This is a genomic window from Variovorax sp. Soil_C_39, from assembly GCF_057656815.1.
Window position 1 is genome coordinate 12,798 of record NZ_JBDGJQ010000012.1, and the last position, 17,536, is coordinate 30,333.

Annotated in this window: 22 protein-coding genes; 13 read left to right on the forward strand and 9 right to left on the reverse strand. The window is 68.5% G+C overall.

Translation table 11 applies throughout. From position 1 onward, the window contains the following. Positions 1-49 precede the first annotated feature (49 nt). The 9 genes from AC3A6J_RS23780 to AC3A6J_RS23820 all read left to right on the forward strand — a co-directional run bounded on the left by AC3A6J_RS23780 (position 50) and on the right by AC3A6J_RS23820 (position 7,398). Positions 50-508 carry a PTS sugar transporter subunit IIA gene (locus AC3A6J_RS23780; RefSeq protein ID WP_487862464.1) on the forward strand — a complete coding sequence of 153 codons (459 nt, stop codon included), beginning with the start codon at positions 50-52 and terminating at the stop codon, positions 506-508. Further along, positions 477-746, forward strand: coding sequence for an HPr family phosphocarrier protein (locus AC3A6J_RS23785; protein WP_487862465.1), 270 nt, complete (start codon positions 477-479; stop codon positions 744-746). Before AC3A6J_RS23780 ends, AC3A6J_RS23785 begins: the two co-directional genes overlap by 32 nt. 9 nt (positions 747-755) lie before the next feature. After that, complete coding sequence (gene ptsP / locus AC3A6J_RS23790) at positions 756-2,549, forward strand: phosphoenolpyruvate--protein phosphotransferase (protein ID WP_487862466.1); 1,794 nt, start codon at positions 756-758, stop codon at positions 2,547-2,549. A 125-nt stretch (positions 2,550-2,674) separates the two neighbouring features. Beyond that, positions 2,675-3,055, forward strand: coding sequence for a DUF4148 domain-containing protein (locus AC3A6J_RS23795; RefSeq protein WP_487862467.1), 381 nt, complete (start codon positions 2,675-2,677; stop codon positions 3,053-3,055). A gap of 47 nt (positions 3,056-3,102) precedes the next feature. After that, positions 3,103-3,561, forward strand: coding sequence for a Spy/CpxP family protein refolding chaperone (locus AC3A6J_RS23800; protein WP_487862468.1), 459 nt, complete (start codon positions 3,103-3,105; stop codon positions 3,559-3,561). After that, positions 3,554-4,048: a DUF4260 domain-containing protein gene (locus AC3A6J_RS23805; RefSeq protein ID WP_487862469.1), complete on the forward strand. Its 495-nt coding sequence runs from the start codon at positions 3,554-3,556 to the stop codon at positions 4,046-4,048. Before AC3A6J_RS23800 ends, AC3A6J_RS23805 begins: the two co-directional genes overlap by 8 nt. A 109-nt stretch (positions 4,049-4,157) precedes the next feature. Beyond that, entirely contained in the window at positions 4,158-4,853 is a 696-nt protein-coding gene (locus tag AC3A6J_RS23810) for a response regulator transcription factor (protein WP_487862549.1), read from the forward strand. Next, positions 4,850-6,262 carry a HAMP domain-containing sensor histidine kinase gene (locus AC3A6J_RS23815; protein ID WP_487862470.1) on the forward strand — a complete coding sequence of 471 codons (1,413 nt, stop codon included), beginning with the start codon at positions 4,850-4,852 and terminating at the stop codon, positions 6,260-6,262. The genes AC3A6J_RS23810 and AC3A6J_RS23815 overlap by 4 nt, the downstream gene beginning before the upstream one ends. 92 nt (positions 6,263-6,354) lie before the next feature. Next, positions 6,355-7,398, forward strand: coding sequence for an NADP-dependent oxidoreductase (locus AC3A6J_RS23820; RefSeq protein WP_487862471.1), 1,044 nt, complete (start codon positions 6,355-6,357; stop codon positions 7,396-7,398). Between the two features lie 16 nt (positions 7,399-7,414). Here AC3A6J_RS23820 and AC3A6J_RS23825 read toward each other — a convergent pair whose 3' ends face one another. From AC3A6J_RS23825 to AC3A6J_RS23865, 9 genes are all read right to left on the reverse strand, one after another. Then, positions 7,415-7,735, reverse strand: a complete 321-nt coding sequence (locus AC3A6J_RS23825; protein ID WP_487862472.1) for a hypothetical protein — start codon at positions 7,733-7,735, stop codon at positions 7,415-7,417. Positions 7,736-7,810: 75 nt separating this feature from the next. Then, positions 7,811-8,662 (reverse strand): DMT family transporter, encoded by an 852-nt coding sequence (locus AC3A6J_RS23830; protein WP_487862473.1) that lies wholly within the window; start codon positions 8,660-8,662, stop codon positions 7,811-7,813. Between the two features lie 69 nt (positions 8,663-8,731). Then, positions 8,732-9,436 carry a helix-turn-helix transcriptional regulator gene (locus AC3A6J_RS23835; RefSeq protein ID WP_487862474.1) on the reverse strand — a complete coding sequence of 235 codons (705 nt, stop codon included), beginning with the start codon at positions 9,434-9,436 and terminating at the stop codon, positions 8,732-8,734. A 23-nt stretch (positions 9,437-9,459) separates the two neighbouring features. Then, positions 9,460-10,584: an SLC13 family permease gene (locus AC3A6J_RS23840; RefSeq protein ID WP_487862475.1), complete on the reverse strand. Its 1,125-nt coding sequence runs from the start codon at positions 10,582-10,584 to the stop codon at positions 9,460-9,462. Further along, entirely contained in the window at positions 10,568-12,097 is a 1,530-nt protein-coding gene (locus tag AC3A6J_RS23845; RefSeq protein ID WP_487862550.1) for a class I adenylate-forming enzyme family protein, read from the reverse strand. The genes AC3A6J_RS23840 and AC3A6J_RS23845 overlap by 17 nt, the downstream gene beginning before the upstream one ends. Positions 12,098-12,229: 132 nt before the next feature. Continuing rightward, complete coding sequence (lipA, locus tag AC3A6J_RS23850; protein WP_487862476.1) at positions 12,230-13,231, reverse strand: lipoyl synthase; 1,002 nt, start codon at positions 13,229-13,231, stop codon at positions 12,230-12,232. Between the two features lie 7 nt (positions 13,232-13,238). Then, positions 13,239-13,955, reverse strand: a complete 717-nt coding sequence (lipB, locus tag AC3A6J_RS23855; RefSeq protein WP_487862477.1) for a lipoyl(octanoyl) transferase LipB — start codon at positions 13,953-13,955, stop codon at positions 13,239-13,241. 4 nt (positions 13,956-13,959) lie between these two features. Further along, positions 13,960-14,271, reverse strand: a complete 312-nt coding sequence (locus AC3A6J_RS23860) for a YbeD family protein (RefSeq protein ID WP_487862478.1) — start codon at positions 14,269-14,271, stop codon at positions 13,960-13,962. Next, positions 14,268-15,176, reverse strand: a complete 909-nt coding sequence (locus AC3A6J_RS23865) for a D-amino acid aminotransferase (RefSeq protein ID WP_487862479.1) — start codon at positions 15,174-15,176, stop codon at positions 14,268-14,270. The genes AC3A6J_RS23860 and AC3A6J_RS23865 overlap by 4 nt, the downstream gene beginning before the upstream one ends. 171 nt (positions 15,177-15,347) lie before the next feature. Between AC3A6J_RS23865 and AC3A6J_RS23870 the strand changes: the two genes are divergently transcribed. Genes AC3A6J_RS23870 through AC3A6J_RS23885 form a run of 4 tightly spaced genes read left to right on the forward strand, consistent with a single transcriptional unit; the run spans position 15,348 to position 17,535 of the window. Further along, positions 15,348-15,821: an ATP synthase subunit I gene (locus AC3A6J_RS23870; RefSeq protein ID WP_487862480.1), complete on the forward strand. Its 474-nt coding sequence runs from the start codon at positions 15,348-15,350 to the stop codon at positions 15,819-15,821. Between the two features lie 24 nt (positions 15,822-15,845). Continuing rightward, on the forward strand, positions 15,846-16,724 hold the full coding sequence (atpB, locus tag AC3A6J_RS23875) for a F0F1 ATP synthase subunit A (RefSeq protein WP_487862481.1): 879 nt from the start codon (positions 15,846-15,848) through the stop codon (positions 16,722-16,724). 49 nt (positions 16,725-16,773) lie between these two features. Beyond that, on the forward strand, positions 16,774-17,031 hold the full coding sequence (gene atpE, locus AC3A6J_RS23880) for a F0F1 ATP synthase subunit C (protein ID WP_487862482.1): 258 nt from the start codon (positions 16,774-16,776) through the stop codon (positions 17,029-17,031). 33 nt (positions 17,032-17,064) lie between these two features. After that, a complete protein-coding gene (locus AC3A6J_RS23885) occupies positions 17,065-17,535 on the forward strand; it encodes a F0F1 ATP synthase subunit B (protein WP_487862483.1) in 471 nt (156 codons plus the stop codon). Position 17,536: the final 1 nt, after the last annotated feature.

Sequence of the window (17,536 nt, forward strand, 5' to 3'; positions counted from 1 at the left end):
ACTTCCGCCAGAGCGCCCCGCATAATCAGCGCGTCCTCCACCGTCCCGCATGAACAGCAGCATCCTCATCATTGCCCACTCACCATTCGCGCAGGCGCTGCGGCGGTGCGCGCTGCATGTGTTCCCCGATTGCGAGCAGCACATCGTCGCGCTCGACGTGCTGCCCAACGTGTCGCCCGAGGAAACGCTGGCTGCCGCGCGCATCACGCTCGCGCAGCAGCTCCACGCGCCGCGTTCGCAGGTGCTGGTGCTCGCGGACGTGTTCGGCGCCACGCCCTGCAACGTGGCGCAGAAGCTTGTGGACGGCGTGCGTTCGCGGCTGATCGCGGGGGTCAACCTGCCGATGCTGCTGCGCGCCGTGACCTACCGCCATGAGCCGCTCGACTCGCTGGTGCAGCGCGCCATCGCGGGCGGCACCGCGGGCGTCATGCAGGTGGCGGTGGCGGCTCCCCAGAATCAGGCCAAGAGAAAGCACAGTGATCAAGAAATCCGTGACCATCAGCAATAAGTTGGGCTTGCACGCGCGTGCATCTGCCAAGCTCACCAAACTCGCCGGCAGCTTTCCCTGCGAAGTGTGGCTCTCGCGCGGCGATCGCCGCATCAACGCCAAGAGCATCATGGGCGTGATGATGCTGGCCGCGGGGATCGGCGCCACGGTGGAGCTGGAGACCAACGGTCCGCAGGAGGAAGAGGCCATGCAGGCCCTCCTCCAGCTGATCGACGACAAGTTCGGCGAGGGTGAATAAGGTCCCGGCATGACGATCTCGATCCACGGCCTTCCCGTTGCGCGTGGCATCGCCATCGGGCGTGCGGTGCTGGTGGTGTCCAGCCGCATCGACGTGGCGCACTATTTCATCAAGCCCGAGCAGATCGAAACCGAGATCGACCGGGTGCGCAGCGCGCGCAACCAGGTGGCCGAGGAGCTCGCCAAGCTGCAGACCAGCGTGTCGCAGATGGGCCCCAACGATGCGCCGCACGAGCTCGCGGCGCTGCTCGAGGTGCACCAGCTGCTGCTGCAGGACGAGGCGCTCACCGGTGGCGTGAAGCACTGGATCATCGACCGGCTCTACAACGCTGAATGGGCGCTGACCACGCAGCTCGAGATCATCGCGCGCCAGTTCGACGAGATGGAGGACGAGTACCTGCGCGAGCGCAAGGCCGATCTCGAACAGGTCGTCGAGCGGCTGCTGCATCGCATGAAGGGCACGGCCGCGGTGCTCGCGCCGAGCCCGCCGAGGCGCAAGCGCCCGGCCTCCGAAGAAGATGACGACCCGACGGCCGGCGACGGCTTCGACGTGCCGCTGGTGCTGATCGCGCATGATCTCTCGCCCGCCGACATGCTCCAGTTCAAGAAGAGCGTGTTCGCCGGCTTCGTCACCGACGTCGGCGGGCGCACCTCGCACACGGCGATCATCGCGCGCAGCATGGACATTCCGGCCGTGGTGGGCGCGCGCTCGGCCAGCCAGCTCGTGCGCCAGGACGATTGGGTGATCATCGACGGTGATGCGGGGGTGATGATCGTCGACCCTTCGCCGATCATCCTGGCCGAATACGGCTTCAAGCAGCGCCAGGGCGATCTCGAGCGCGGCCGGCTCGCGCGCCTGCGCCACAAGCCCGCGGTCACGCTCGACGGCCAGCGCGTCGACCTGCTCGCCAACATCGAGCTGCCCGAGGACACCGTCGGCGCCATGAAGGCCGGCGCCGTGGGCGTGGGGCTGTTTCGCAGCGAGTTCCTGTTCATGGGCCGCGAGTCGCAACGCCAGACCCGTCTGCCCGACGAGGAAGAGCAATACCAGGCCTACAAGCGCGCGGTCGAGGGCATGCAGGGCATGCCGGTCACGATCCGCACCATCGACGTGGGCGCCGACAAGCCGCTCGACGGCAAGGGCAGCTTCAAGCAGGAACACCTGAACCCCGCGCTCGGCCTGCGCGCGATCCGCTGGAGCCTGGCCGATCCCGCGATGTTCCTCACCCAGCTGCGCGCCATCCTGCGTGCGGCCGCGCACGGCGAGATCCACCTGCTGATCCCGATGCTCGCGCACGTCAGCGAGATCCGCCAGACGCTGTCGCTGATCGATTTCGCGCGCGCCGAGCTCGACAACCGCGGCGCCGTGCACGGCCAGGTGAAGCTCGGCGCGATGATCGAGATTCCGGCGGCGGCGCTCATGCTCAAGACCTTCCTGAAGTACTTCGACTTCCTCTCGATCGGCACGAACGACCTGATCCAGTACACGCTGGCCATCGACCGTGCCGACGAAGCCGTGGCGCATCTCTACGACCCGGCGCATCCCGCCGTGCTGAAGCTCGTGGCCGACACCATTGCCGAATGCCGCCGCCAAGGCAAGGGCGTGGCGGTGTGTGGCGAAATGGCGGGCGATGTGGCCTTCACGCGCCTGCTGCTGGGCCTTGGGTTGCGCAGCTTCTCGATGCATCCCTCGCGCATCCTCGCGGTCAAGCAGGAAGTGCTGCGTGCCGACACCACCAAGCTCGAAGCCTGGGCGCAGGGCGTGCTCGAATCGGACGACCCGGCCGCGGCCCTGGCGGGCTGACGGCGCGCGCGCCGGCCGCGCGCACTGAAAAGAAACGAAACACGCCGAAACCGCGGCGAAAGGACTTGCCGCGCCGCGGCAAGCACCATCAGGTCTCCTCTTCACCACCGAAAGAAAGACCTGACATGAAATCCCTCTCCCAGTATTCGCAGTTCCCGCAACTCGTTGCCGTCGCATCCTTCGCCATGCTCGCTGCGGCCGGCGCCAAGGCCGAAACCTATGAAGGCGTGCATCCCGCCGTTTCGGCCATGAGCCGCGCTGACGTCAATGCCGAGGCCGTGCGCACCGCTTCCGCGCCCAACCAGAACGTCGTGCGCGGCTCGCGCGGCCCCGAGACCGTGGCGGTCTCGAAGGACCGTGCCAGCGTCGTGGCCGAGGCCATCCGCACGGCAGCCCAGCCCGACCAGAACGTGACGTCCGGTTCGCGCGTGAACAGCAAGGTCATCTCGACCCTGCAGAACCCGTTCGACGCACGCGCCTCGGCCGCCGGCAGCAGCAGGCTCTGAAACCCGGCCCCGCGGGGCAGCCGGCCCCGGGCCCATCAAGGAACATCATGAAATACTGGATCAAGCGCACCCTTTTCGGTTTCGCCGGCCTCGCGGTCGTCGCAGGCAGCATCGCCGGCTGTGCCAGCCACCGCCATGGCTGGGGCAGCGGCGACAGCGCGGAGTTCCGCGCCAAGATGGTCGAGCGCATCGGCGGCAAGCTGGAGCTCGATACGGCACAGAAGCAGAAGCTCACGGTGCTCGCCGAAAAGCTGCAGGCGCAGCGCGAGGCGATGCGCGGCGGCGAGGATCCGCGTTCGCAGTTTCGAGCCCTGTTCGCCGGCGACAAGCTCGACCAGGCGGGTGCCGCCCGGCTGGTCGAAGAGAAGACTGCGGCGCTGCGCAGCGGAAGTCCTGAAGTCATTGCCGCCGCGGCCGATTTCTTCGACTACCTGAATCCCGCGCAGCAGCAGAAGGTGCGTGACTTCATGGCGCGTGGCGGCCGCCGCTGGAAGCACCATGGCTAGGCTCGCCGCGCCGGTCTTCGCGCGGCTTGCGTCGGCGCCCGACCTGACGCTTCGTCCGAGTCGTTCGGCCCATGCTGGCAGCGCCGCTTCGGCGGGGGCGCAGGATGCGGCGGTGGCCGGCGGCGTGCGCACGCTGCTGCGGCTCGAAGGCGTCGCGGTGCTCGGCGCAGCATTGGCCGCCTATGCGCAGTTCGGCTCCGGCTGGGGTGTGTTCGCGCTGTGGCTGCTGGCGCCCGACCTCGCGCTGCTCGGCTATTGGGCGGGCCCGCGCATCGGCGCTGCGCTCTACAACACCACGCATTCCTATTTGGGCGCGGTGGGGCTGCTTGCCTTCGGCGTGCTGGCAGCCGCCCCCTGGGCCGTGGCCGGCGGGCTCATCTGGTGCGCCCACATCGGGATCGACCGCGCGCTCGGTTTCGGCCTGCGCTATGCCGCGGGCTTCGGCTCGACACACCTGGGCCGCCTCGGAAGGCCCGACCCGTGGTGAGGATGCCGCGATGGCACGCCACACGGACACCACCGACACCGGCGGGGGTGCCGACATGCCCGCAGGCCTGATCGTCAGTCAACTGTTCGCCAGAAGGCACAATCCCGCCATGCCGCGCATCCTGCTGATCGACGACGACGAGCACCTCGCCGCGCCGCTTGCGACCTACTTCGCACGCTTCGGCTGCACGCTCGAGAGTGCGGTGCGGCCGAGCGAAGGGCTCGCGAGGTTGCGCGCCGAAAGCTACGACGCAGCCATCCTCGACGTGATGCTGCCCGAGATGGACGGCTTCGAACTGTGCCGCGAGATCCGCAAGGAGAGCGACATCCCGATCGTCATGCTCACGGCGCGCGGCGAGGTGATGGACCGCGTGGTGGGCCTCGAACTCGGCGCCGACGACTACGTGCCCAAGCCCTTCGAGCCGCGCGAGCTGGTGGCGCGGGTGCAGACCATCCTGCGGCGCCAGCGCGCGGCGGCGCCCGCGCCGGCCGGCACGCAGCTGCGCGTGTTCGACGGCCTGACGCTCGATCTCGACCGGCGGCAGGTGACGCGGCAGGGCGAGCGCGTCGAGCTCACCGGCACCGAATTCGAGCTGCTGGCGCTGCTCACGGCCGAACCCGGCAAGGTGTTCAGCCGCGACGACATCCTGAACCGGCTGCGCGGCCACGAAGCCGAGCTCTACACGCGCGCGGTCGACATCGTGGTGAGCCGTCTGCGCAAGAAGCTCGAGCCGCTGGACTGCATCAAGACACTGCGCAATGCCGGCTATGCGCTGGCCGTGGCGCGCAGCAGCGAGCCTGCATGAAGGCCGAGCGCCGGCGCGGGCTGCGCGAGGCCTGGCACGGCATTGCCTGCCGCGGCGAGGAACTGCACCGGGAGTGGCATGCGCAGTGGCACGAGAAGGTGCAGGGCAAGCGCCGCTGGCGCCGGTCGCTGCGCATCCGGATCGTGATGATGTTCATGCTGCTCGCGCTCGTCATGGCGGCGGTCTTCATGGGCGGCATGAAAAGAGCGTTCTCGACCGGCTGGGCCGAGGCGGCGAAGCCGATGCTGGTCGACTATGCCGACCGGCTCGTGGCCGAGATCGGCACACCGCCCGAGGTGGCGCGCGCGCAGGCCCTGGTGGCGCGGCTGCCGATCACGATCCGCATCGTCGGGCCCGCGGTCAACTGGGATTCCCACCCGCATGACAACGGCGGAGGCAACGGCCGCGCCGGCTGGATGCACGGCCGCGACGACGACGAGCCCTCGGGCGAGAAATGGTTCATCCGCCCGACCGCCGACGGCCATCGCGTGATCTTCGGCTGGTCGCCCCGGCTCTGGCAGAACGCGCCGCGCGCTGCGGGCTGGGCCACGCTCGGCATGCTGCTGCTGCTCGTGGTGCTCGGCTATGCCTATGTGAACCGGCTGCTGCGCCCGCTGATCGACATCCGCGAAGGTGCACAGCGCTTCGGCCGCGGCGAGTTCACCGCACCGATTCCGGTGCGCCGCAACGACGACCTCGGCGACTTGGCTGAGCGCATCAACACCATGGCCAACGACATCCAGGCCATGCTCGACGCCAAGCGCGGGCTGCTGCTCGCATTGAGCCACGAGTTGCGCTCGCCGCTCACGCGTGCCCGGCTGAATGCCGAGCTGCTGCCGGCCACGGCCGAGGGCGCGGCCGAGCGCGAGGCGCTGCTGCGCGACCTCAACGAAATGCGCGACCTGATCAGCGACCTGCTCGAGAGCGAGCGGCTCGCGAGCCCGCATGTGGCGCTGCTGCGCGAGCCGGTCGACCTTGCGGGCCTCGTGCGCGACACCGTGGCCGAAATGCCGGGCGCGCACAAGCTGCACCTCGACCTGGCCGAAGGCCTGCCGCCGCACTCGGTCGACCGCACGCGCATCCGGCTGCTGTTGCGCAACCTGCTCGACAACGCACTGCGCTACAGCACCGATGCGCCGCGCGCGCCCTGCGTTTCGCTGCGCGCGGTGGTCGACGGACCCGCGTTGCAAGGTGTCGAGATCGAGGTGCGCGACCACGGCCCGGGCGTCGAGGAGGCGCAGCTCGAACGGCTGACCGAGCCCTTCTACCGCACCGACGGCGCGCGTGCGCGGGCGACCGGCGGCGTCGGGCTCGGCATGTACCTGTGCCGGCTGATCGCCGAGGCGCACGGCGGCAGCATGACGGTGCGCAACGCGCAGCCCGGGCTCCGGATCATCGTGCGGCTGTAGGCGCGATCGCGCTGTCGCCTGCGCTACCAGGCGCTGCGCGCTGCAGGGCTACGATGCGCCTCCCTGCAGCGCCATCGAACAAGGAGACTCCCATGAGCAGCCCTCTCGTCAACCACCAGGTTCGCCTCGCCAAGCGCCCCGAGGGGGCCGCCACGCGCGAGCACTGGCGCTTCACCACCGAGCCGGTCGGCGAGCCTGCCGAGGGCGGGGTGCTGGTGCGGACTCTGTCGCTCTCGCTCGATCCGGCGATGCGCGGCTGGCTCAACGATGCCCGGAGCTACATCGCGCCGGTGGCCATCGACGAGGTCATGCGCGCCGGCGGCGTCGGCCGCGTCGTGGCGTCGAAGAACCCGCAGTTCGCGGTGGGCGACACCGTCTACGGCACGCTCGGCGTGCAGGAATATTCGCTCGTCGCGCAAGAAGACATCCAGCGCAGTGGCCTCTCGAAGATCGACCTCGGCATGGGCACCCTTCACCAGTGGCTCAACGTGCTCGGCATGCCCGGCATGACCGGCTACTTCGGCCTGATGGAGGTGGGCCAGCCAAAGGCCGGCGAGACGGTGGTCATTTCGGGCGCTGCCGGTGCCGTGGGCCAGACCGTGGGCCAGCTCGCCAAGATCAAGGGCTGCCGCGTGGTCGGCATCGCGGGCGGCGCCGCCAAGTGCGACTGGGTTGTGAAAGAGCTGGGTTTCGATGCCTGCATCGACTACAAGGCCGGGCCCGGCGCGGTCCGCGAGGGGCTCAAGGCGCATTGCCCGAAGGGCGTGGACATCTACTTCGACAACGTCGGCGGCGAGATCCTCGACGCGGTACTCGCGCGGCTCGCGCGCAAGGCCCGCGTGATCATCTGCGGCGCGATCAGCCAGTACAACAACGCCAACAGCATGCCTTCGGCCGGCCCGCGCAACTACCTGAGCCTGCTGGTGAACCGCGCGCGCATGGAAGGCATCGTGGTGTTCGACTATGCCGACCGCTACCACCTTGCCGTGGCCGAGCTCGCGGGCTACCTGAAGGACGGCCGCATGAAGAGCAAGGAAGACGTGGTGGTCGGGCTCGACACCTTCCCGGAAGCGCTGAACCGGCTTTTCAGCGGCGAGAACTTCGGCAAGCTGGTGCTGCAGGTGGCGGCAGACTGACGCGCCCGCGGGCTTCTCAGCCTTCGCCTGGGCGCATCGGGATGTCGCCCATGGCGTCGTCCTCGCGCAGACTGCGCGCGGCCTTCAGCAGTTCGACCGACAGGCCGCCGCCCTGGCCCGCAAAGCCGTTGGCGACGCCTTCGAGTGCGGTGGCCAGCCCGGTTTCGCCGTCGGCGCGCGCGTCCATGCTGATGTTGAGCACCCGGGCCGCCATCTGGCGGTAGGTGACGGCACCCGCGCCTTCGAGTGCGGCCACGAGGTCGAGGTAGAGCGCCAGGTTCAGGTCGAACACCAGTTTGGGCGTGATCTCGAAATCCTCGTTCTTGTTCTTGTCCATGGGGGAGCTCCTTTTTTCCTGAGCCTCCACTCTAGTCATAAAAACGCGCGGCTTCGTCGGACGAGAGCCATTCAGTCAGCGCGCGCGCGTGCCCATCACCGCCGCCGAGATGATGAGCACCGCGGCCAGGGCGATGCTCCCGGTCAGCGGTCGGCCCGTCACGAGCAGCAGCAGCGCCGTCGAGCCCAGCGGCGTGAGGTAGCTCAGGATGCCGATGCGCCGCGGATCGCCGCGCTTGAGCGCCATGTCCCAGACGAAGAAGGCTGCGCCGAGCGGACCGAGCCCGCACAGCGCGAGCAGCAGCCAGTCGTGGCCCGACAGTGCCACCGGCGCCTCGAGCACCGCATGGCAGGCCAGCGAGAGTGCGCCCGAGACCAGCCCGAACAGGCCGATGGCCGAGGTCGGAAACGCCGGCACGCGCTTTGTCCAGAGCGAGTAGCTGGCCCAGATGAAGGCCGAACCCAGTGCCGGCACGAAGCCCCAGTAGCCGTGGAGCGCCTCGGCGCCGCCGCCCGCGCCGCCGCGCGTGCCGAGGATCGCTACCGCCGCGCCCGCGAAGCCGAGCAATGCCGCCGCCACGTGCAGCAGCCGCAGCGACACGCCCGGCAGCAGCACCGGCGCAAGCACCACCATGAACAGCGGCCACAGGTAGTTGACGAGGTTGGCCTCGACCGGCGGCGCATGCCGCAGCGCGATGAACAGCAGGAAGTGGAAGCCGAAGAGCCCGTAGACGCCCAGCGCCAGCGTGCGCGGCGGCACGCGCCAGGCGGCACGGTCGCGCAGCACCAGCGGCCAGCTCGGCATGCTGCCGATGATCAGTGCGAGCCCGGTCAGCAGGAACGGCGGCAGGTGCGACAGCGCGGTGCCGAGCGAAGCGAGCGTGGCCCAGAGCGCGATGGCGAGCAGGGCATAGGCGGTGGACGACATGGTCACGAGGCTAACCCGCCCGGTCGTCGCAGAGCGCCGGAATCTCGTCGCGCAACGACGGTGTGGCGCTCAGGCGCCCGCGCGGCGCAGGGCGGCCGTGAGCGCCGACGGCGAGCGGTAGCCGGTGCGGCGCGCGGCCTCGGCCACCGCCATGCCCTCGCGCCGCAGTTCGCGCGCCTGCGCCAGCCGGAGCGAACGCAGCCAGTGCATCAGGCTCGTGTCCTGCTCCTCGCGGCAGCGTTGCGCCAGGTGGCTCGGGCTCAGGCAGGCCACGCGCGCCAGGTCGGCCACGGTGAGCGGCTCGTGCAGTCGCGCCCCGGCCCAGGCCGCGAGCGCGGCCCAGTCGATGCGGCGGCGGCGCGCAGTGGCGACCGGTGCATCGGGGCGCCAGGTTTCGAGCAGCAGCGCCGGCCCGTGCAGCAGAGCCCGCGAAAACGGCTGCGGCTGCTTGCGCAGGCAATGCGCGAGATAGCGCGCGAGCGCATGCAGCTGCGCCGGGTCGGACGGTGCCCGTCCGGCGCAGTGCGCCCAATGCGCGTTCGGCGTGTCGAGCACCAGGCACGCGCTGCCGCCGCCGCGCGCCTCGAAGTCGTGCCGGTCGCCGGGCGCGATCACCTGCGCGGCGCCCACACCGATGCCCGCGCCGTGGCCCTCGACTTCGATCTGCAGCAGGCCCTCGAGGCCGATCAGCACCTGGAAATGGTCGTGCGCATGGCTGCCGCGCGACGGGCCGTAGTGGCGCACGGAAAGTTGGGGCGGGGTGGGCGTGTGCATGGCGGCAGGCAGGCGACCGATTGTCACGCCAGCCGCAGCAGCAGCGCCGAAATCCCCACCACCAGAAGAAACGGGATGCTGATGCGGTGGAACTCGCGCAGCCCGTGCGGCACCTTCGCAAGCCGCAGCGCGATCAGGTTGGCCAGCGAGCCGAGCACGAAGCCGAAACCGCCCACACTCACGCCCGCCGCGAGCGCGGGCAGGTCGCGCACATGGCCATCGAGCAGGATCGCAGCGGGCACGTTGCTGATGAGCTGCGAGGCGGCGATGGCCGCCAGATAGGCGCGCCAGCCTTCCGTGATCGGCCAGTGGTTCAGCAGCGCGTCCATGACCGGCAGCTCGGCGAGCTGCCGCAGGTCCACGAACATCAGCGCGATGATCGCGAGCAGTGCCCAGTCGACGTCGCGCAGCACGCGCGGATGGAACACCAGGAACGAAGCCAGCACCACGCCCAGCCCCGGCAGCAGCCAGCGGCGTTCGAGCGCAACGACGAAACCGACGAACAGCAGCGCCGCGAGGCCCAGCAGCTTCGGCTGCAGCGGCGCGGCCTCGGCCTGGGGCCGGAGCGCGACCGGCGTGCGCGGCACGAGCAGCCACACCGCCACGAACAGCCAGAACAGCATCACCGCGACCGTCGGCAGCATCATGCCCATGAAGGCCACGAAGCTTTCGCCGGACCGGTGCCAGAGGTAGAGGTTCTGCGGATTGCCGATCGGCGTGAGCGCCGAGCCCGCATTGACGGCCAGCGCCTCGAGCACCACGAGCCGCGCGAGCGGCAGGTGCGCCTGGGTCGCGAGCACGCGCGTGAGCGGCACCAGCAGGAACAGGCTCACGTCGTTGGTCACCAGCGCCGACAGCAGCGCCGCGCCGCCGGTCAGCCAGAGCGCGAGGCTGCGCTGGTCGTGCGTGCGGGCCAGCAGGCGCTGCGCGGCGGCCTGGAGCATGCCGCTCTTTTCCACGCCCTGGGTGATCGCGAGCAGGCCCGCGAGCGCTCCGATGGTCTGCCAGTCGACGAGCGCGAGCCAGTCCATCGGTGCGCGTGGCCGAAGCACCGCGAAAGCCACGGCCACCGCGGCCAGCACCCACAGCAACCCGTGGCCGCCGCCCTCGCGGGGCGGCCCGTCGCTCGCGTCAGCGCGCAAGCTCACGCAGCTCGCGCTTGAGCACCTTGCCGATCGCGCTGCGCGGCAGTTCGTCGATCAGGCGCAGGTCCGCGAGGCGCTGCGTCTTGCCGAGCTGGGCGTTGGTCCATTGCAGCAGTTCGCTCGCCGCGGTGCCGTCGCCCTCGCGGCGCACCACGAAAGCCACCGGTGTCTCGCCCCACTGTTCGGACGGCACGCCGACCACCGCGACGTCGGCCACGGCGGCATGGCCGCGCAGCACGGCCTCGAGGTCGCTCGGGTAGATGTTGAAACCGCCGCTGATGATCATGTCCTTCTTGCGGTCGAACAGCGTCAGGAAGCCGTCGGCGTCGAAGCGGCCCACGTCGCCGGTGCGGATGAAACGCTTGCCCGTGGCGTCGAACCATTCGGCCTCGCGCGTCTTCTCGGGCTGGCGGTGGTAGCCGGTCATCATGCCGGCCGAGTGGCCCACCACCTCGCCTGCGGCCTCGGGGTCGTTGCGCGGCAGCTCGTTGCCGTCCTCGTCGATCAGGCGGATGTCGCTGCCCGTTGCCGGCTGCCCCACCGTGTGCAGCTTGGTCGGGTGCAGGTGCGCCTCGAGGATGCAGGTGCCGCCGCCTTCGGTCATGCCGTAGAACTCGATCAGCCCGCCGGGCCAGCGCGCGAGCACGTCGGCCTTGAGCGCCGCATTGAAAGGCGCGCTGGTACTGAACTTGAAGCGGAACGACGACAGGTCGTGCTCGCCGAAGCGCGGGTGCGCCATCAGGCGCTGGTATTGCACCGGCACGAGCATGGTGTGCGTCACGCGGTGCTTCTCGGCGAGCTGCAGGTAGCCGAGCGCGTCGAACTTGGGCATCAGCATCACGCAGCCGCCGAAGGCGATGGTCGGGAAGAACACCACCAGCGTGGTGTTGGAGTAGAGCGGCGTCGACAGCAGCGTGACGGTGTCGCTCCCGTATTCGTACTGGGCGCCGCGCTGCACATGGGCCCAGCGCATGCCGTGCCCCTGGACGATGCCCTTGGGCTCGCCCGTCGTGCCCGACGAATAGATGATGTTGAATGGCGTCGAGGGCTGCACCTCGGCGGCGCGGAGCGTCGTGCCGGCCGGCGGGAGCCAGTCCTCCAGGTTGCACCCCGCCTGCGAGCCGTCGAGCGCCACGCGCAAAATGCCGTCCGGCTGCGCGGGGCCGACGACCTCGGCGGCCGAGGCGTCGGTGAAGAGAATGCGCGCGTCGGCGTCGGCGATCATGCGCGCCAGGCTGGCGGGCGTGGAGCCGGGCGCCAGCGGCGCGACCGCGACGCCCGCGCGCAGCGCACCGAGGAACACGGCCGCGTAGTGCACCGACGAGAGGGCGCAGACGGCGATCGCGTCGCCGGCCGTGAGGCCGTCGCGCTGCAGGCCGGCCGCGATGCGGTCCATCAGCGCGTCGAGCGCGCCGTAGCTCAACGTGTGCTGCGCATCGGCCAGCGCGGCGTGGTCGGGGGAATGTCGGGCATGGAGGCGAATCAGGTCGGCAATGGTGCCGAAGTCGCGTTCCATCAGGGCTTGAACAGCGGTGTGCATGGAGAGAATCAGTCCTTCATCTTGGCCAGCCGGCAGGATAGCGAAGAAGGACAGCGACCGGTGAGCCGCGCGCGACGGCGCCCTGCGGCGGCCCGTCGCAACAAGGGCTCAGACGCCGGCCGCGTGCGCCTGCTGATCGGCGTGGTAGCTCGAGCGCACCATGGCGCCCACCGCCGCGTGCGAGAAGCCCATCTTGTAGGCCTCTTCCTCGAACATCTTGAAGGTGTCGGGGTGCACATAGCGGCGCACCGGCAGGTGCGAGCCCGACGGCGACAGGTACTGGCCGATGGTCAGCATGTCGATGTCGTGCGCGCGCATGTCGCGCATCACCTGCAGGATCTCTTCGTCGGTCTCGCCCAGGCCCACCATGATGCCGCTCTTGGTCGGCACCTTCGGGTGCAGCGCCTTGAACTTCTTGAGCAGGTTCAGGCTGAACTGGTAGTCGCTGCCCGGGCGTGTTTCCTTGTAGAGGCGCGGCGCGGTCTCGAGGTTGTGGTTCATCACGTCGGGTGGCGCGAGCTTGAGGATCTCGAGCGCGCGGTCGTCGCGGCCGCGGAAGTCGGGCACCAGGATCTCGATCTGCGTCGCCGGCGAGAGCTCGCGCACGTTGCGGATGCAGTCGACGAAATGCTGGCTGCCGCCGTCGCGCAGGTCGTCGCGGTCGACGCTGGTGATCACCACGTACTTCAGGCGCAGCTTGGCGATGGTCTTGGCGAGGTTGAGCGGCTCGTCCTTGTCGAGCGGATCGGGGCGGCCGTGGCCCACGTCGCAGAACGGGCAGCGGCGCGTGCACTTGTCGCCCATGATCATGAAGGTGGCCGTGCCCTTGCCGAAGCATTCGCCGATGTTCGGGCACGAGGCTTCTTCGCAGACCGTGTGCAGGTTGCTCTCGCGCAGGATCTGCTTGATCTCGTAGAAGCGCGTGGTGGGGCTGCCGGCCTTCACGCGGATCCACTCGGGCTTCTTGAGCACTTCGCCGCCCTGGACCACCTTGACGGGAATCCGCGAGAGCTTGGCCGCGGCCTTCTGCTTGGCCATCGGGTTGTAGTTTTCGGCGCTTTGCGCCTCTCGCACGACGGGTGCGGGAACGGCTTCGGTGGTGGTGCTCATTGGCGTGTCAACGTGCCAGGTAGGTGGCGAGCTTCTGGCTCAGCACCCGGGCAGCGTCTTCCCATGTGGTTTGGACCCCGATTGTAGAAAGATCGACCGTTTGCAGCCCGGCGTAGCCGCAAGGGTTGATGCGCGAGAAGGGTTCGAGGTCCATGCCGACGTTGAGCGCCACCCCGTGGTAGGTGGCGTGGCGGCTCACCTTGATGCCCAGCGCGGCGATCTTGCCGAGGCCGCGAAACGGTTCGGCCGCGGGCCGCGGGCCGGTCAGCGCCGCGTGCGAGAACGGGTCGTCGAGCCGTACGTAGATGCCCGGCGCGCCCGCGACGCGGTGCCCGGTCACGCCGAAATGCGCCAGCGTGCGCAGCACGGATTCCTCGATGCGGTAGACGTATTCCTTCACGTAGTAGCCCGCGCGCCGCAGGTCGATCAGCGGATAGGCGACCACCTGGCCCGGGCCATGGAAGGTCACCTGCCCGCCGCGGTCGGTCTGCACCACGGGGATGTCGCCTGGCGCGAGGATGTGGTCCTGCCGGCCCGCGATCCCCTGCGTGAAGACGGGCGCGTGCTCGCAGAGCCAGAGCGCGTCGGGCGTTGCGGGGTGGCGCTCGTGCGTGAACCGGCGCATGGCCTCGTAGGTGGCCGCGTAGTCGGCGCGGCCGAGCCATTGCACCTCGATGGCCACGCCGGCCGCGTCCGCCGCGCGTTCTGCGGTCCCGGCGGTCATCGCGTCAAAGGACGACCTTTACCATCGGATGGCTCGACAGCGCGCGGTACAGGTCGTCGAGCTGCTCGCGGCTGGTGGCGGTCACGGTGATCGTGACGCCCAGGTAGTTGCCGGCCTTGCTGTTGCGCAACTCGACCGTGGTGGCGTCGAAAGCCGGGTCGAAGCGTTCGGCGATCTGGGTCACGGCATGCACGAAGCCGTCGGCCTTGGCGCCCATGACCTTGATCGGGAACTGCGACGGGTACTCGATCAGCGACTCCTTGCGCGGGTCGGGAGCGGCCGTGGTGCCGGTGTCGGTGATGCTGATGTCGTTCATGCGGTGGTCGCTCCTTGTGTTGGGTGCTGCTGTCGGGCGTTGCGCTGCTTGGCCTCTTGATAGGCTGCATACAAGGCTTGGTAGATGGGGCCGGGGCGGCCATTTCCAATGGGCTGGCCGTCGAGCGTGGAGACCGGCAGCACTTCCTTGGTGGCCGACGACAGCAGCAACTCGTCGGCGGCGAACACCTCGTCGCGCGCGATGCGGCGCAGCGCGAACGGAATGCCGTGCTCGGCGCACAGGCGCTCGAGCAGGCCGTAGCGGATGCCGGTCAGCACCAGGTTGTCCTTGGGCGGCCCCAGCAGGCTGCCGTCCTTCACGATCCAGACGTTGCTCGACGAGGCTTCGCTGAGCCATTCGTCGCGGAACATGACGGTTTCGGCGGCGCCGGCCTCGACGCTGATCTGACGCGCCAGCACCGCGCCCAGGAGGCTGGTGCTCTTGATGTGGGCCTTCTGCCAGCGGAAGTCGGCCGCGCTCACGCAGGCCACGCCCTTGGCGCGCACCGCATCGGCCACGGGCGGCAGCGGATTCACCATCACGAACACCGTGGGGCGAATGCCGCGGGTCATGCCATGTTCGCGCGGCGCCACGCCGCGCGTCACCTGGAAGTACACGGATTGCGGCGCCTCGCCGCCCGGCGCGACCAGCCGCATCACGATGTCGCGCCATTCGGCCAGCGAGAGCGGGTTGGCGATCTGCAGTTCGGCCAGCGAGCGGTCGAGCCGCGCCATGTGTTCTTCGAAGCAGAAGGGCTGGCCGTGGTAGACCGGGACGACTTCGTAGATGCCGTCGCCGAAGATGAAGCCGCGGTCGAGAACGCTGACCTTCGCGTCCTTCAGGGCGGTGTATTCGCCGTCGAGGTAGCAGGTGGTGGAGGGGAGAGCGGCGGTGAGGGGATGCATGCCGGAATTATCGGCCGGTCCCCCTGGCGGCGCTGTGGCCGGGTTGGCTTCCGGGTGGCATGCAGCGACCCTTTTTCAAACGTGAGGCCTGAAGTGGCCGAGGCGCCTGGGTTTCTACTTATAATCAATGGCTTTGTTAAATTCCCGGCTGACAGCGCGAGCGGCATTCCAATGACAACCAACGCTCCCGTCTCCGAGATCGATGCCGAAGTCTCCGACTTCAAGCCACTGACCGCCGAGGAGGCGCAGCGGCTTCGCGAGAAAAATCCCGAATTGTCGCCCTGGTGGGTGATTGGGGCCCAGGTGGCCGTGGGATTGCTTGTGGCTGGAGCGGCATGGATCTGGACGCAGCGCATCGGCGCGGCGGTCTCGGGTTTTTATGGGGCCATGGCGGTGGCGATCCCGGCGGCGTTGTTCGTCCGGGGTGTGCGCAGGGCGGGTGTTGCCGTCGCGCAGTCTGCGGCCATGTTGAGGTTTTTTGTGTGGGAGATGATCAAGATCGGACTGACCGTGGCCTTGCTGGCCGCAGCGCCGTGGCTGATCGAGGGCATCAACTGGCTGGCCTTGGTGGCTGGCGTGGTGGCCGCCATGAAGATGTACTGGGTGGCGCTGTTGGTGCGGCCCGGGTTGTTGAACCGGATTTGACTGTTTAAGAAGAGACGCTGAAAGATGGCCGCCGAAGGAAACGCCCCGACCGCGAGTGAATACATCGTTCACCACCTCCAGCACTGGCAAGTTGACTGGAGCCTCAATCCCGTCGTCCAGAAGGCGATCGTCGACTTCAACGTCATCAACCTCGACTCCGTGCTCTATGCGCTGACCGTGGGCGCGTTGGGTTGCTTCGTGCTGTGGCTCGCCGCGCGCAAGGCCACGCCCGGCGTGCCCGGGCGCTTCCAGGCGGCCGTCGAGATCCTGGTCGAGATGGTCGACAACCAGGCCAAGGCCAACATCCGCAATGCCAAGAGCCGGCAGTTCATCGCGCCATTGGCGCTCACGGTGTTCGTCTGGATCTTCCTGCTGAACGCCATGGACCTGCTGCCGGTCGACCTGCTGCCTTCGCTCTGGGCCAAGGCCTACGAGGCCGCCGGTCACGATCCGCACCATGCCTACATGCGCGTCGTGCCCACGGCCGACCTCTCCACCACGCTCGGCCTGTCGACCTCGGTGCTGCTGCTGTGCCTGTTCTACAGCGTCAAGATCAAGGGTCTGGGCGGCTGGGGCCATGAGCTCATCACGGCGCCATTCGGTGCCCACCCGGTGCTCTGGCCCATCAACCTGCTGATGCAGGTCATCGAATACCTCGCAAAGACCGTCTCGCACGGCATGCGGTTGTTCGGCAACATGTATGCGGGTGAACTCGTTTTCATGCTGATCGCGCTCATGGGTGGCGCGATGGCAGCCTCGTTCTCGGGAGTGATGTTGCCGATCGGGCACGTCGTTGCCGGTACCGTCTGGGCGATCTTCCACATCCTGGTGATCACGCTTCAGGCATTCATTTTCATGATGCTGACCTTGATCTATCTCGGCCAGGCTCATGAAGCGCATTGAGTTCCCCTTTTTCTTTTCGTTTGCTTTCAATCTGTCCTAAGGAGTCATCATGGAAAACGTTCTCGGTCTCGTCGCTCTGGCTTGTGGTTTGATCGTCGGTCTCGGCGCGATCGGTGCTTCCATCGGTATCGCGCTGATGGGCGGCAAGTTCCTCGAGGCATCGGCCCGCCAACCCGAACTCATGAACGACCTGCAGACCAAGATGTTCATCTTGGCCGGTCTGATCGACGCCGCATTCCTGATCGGTGTGGCCATCGCGCTGTTGTTCGCCTTCGCCAACCCGTTCATCGCCGCGCTGCCGAAGTAATTCCGTTCAACGCCACTCCAGAAAGGTGTTGCCGTGAGTATCAACGCGACCCTGTTCGTTCAGGCCATCGTCTTCCTGCTGCTTGTGCTGTTCACGATGAAGTTCGTGTGGCCGCCGATTGCGAAGGCCCTGGACGAACGAGCACAAAAGATCGCTGCGGGCCTGGCGGCCGCCGAGAAGGCCAAGGCCGAACTGGCCTCCGCCAACCAGCGCGTCGAGCAGGAACTGGTGGCGTCTCGCAACGAGACCACCAGCCGCCTGGCCGACGCCGACCGCCGTGCCCAGCAGATCATCGAAGAGGCCAAGAGCCGCGCCACCGAGGAGGCCAACAAGATCGTGGCCGCCGCGCGCGACGAGGCCGAGCAGCAATCCGTGCGTGCGCGTGAGGCGCTGCGCGAGCAGGTGGCCGCACTGGCCGTCAAGGGTGCCGAGCAGATTCTCCGCAAGGAAGTCAATGCCGGCGTTCATGCCGACCTGCTCAACCGCCTGAAGACCGAGCTCTGAG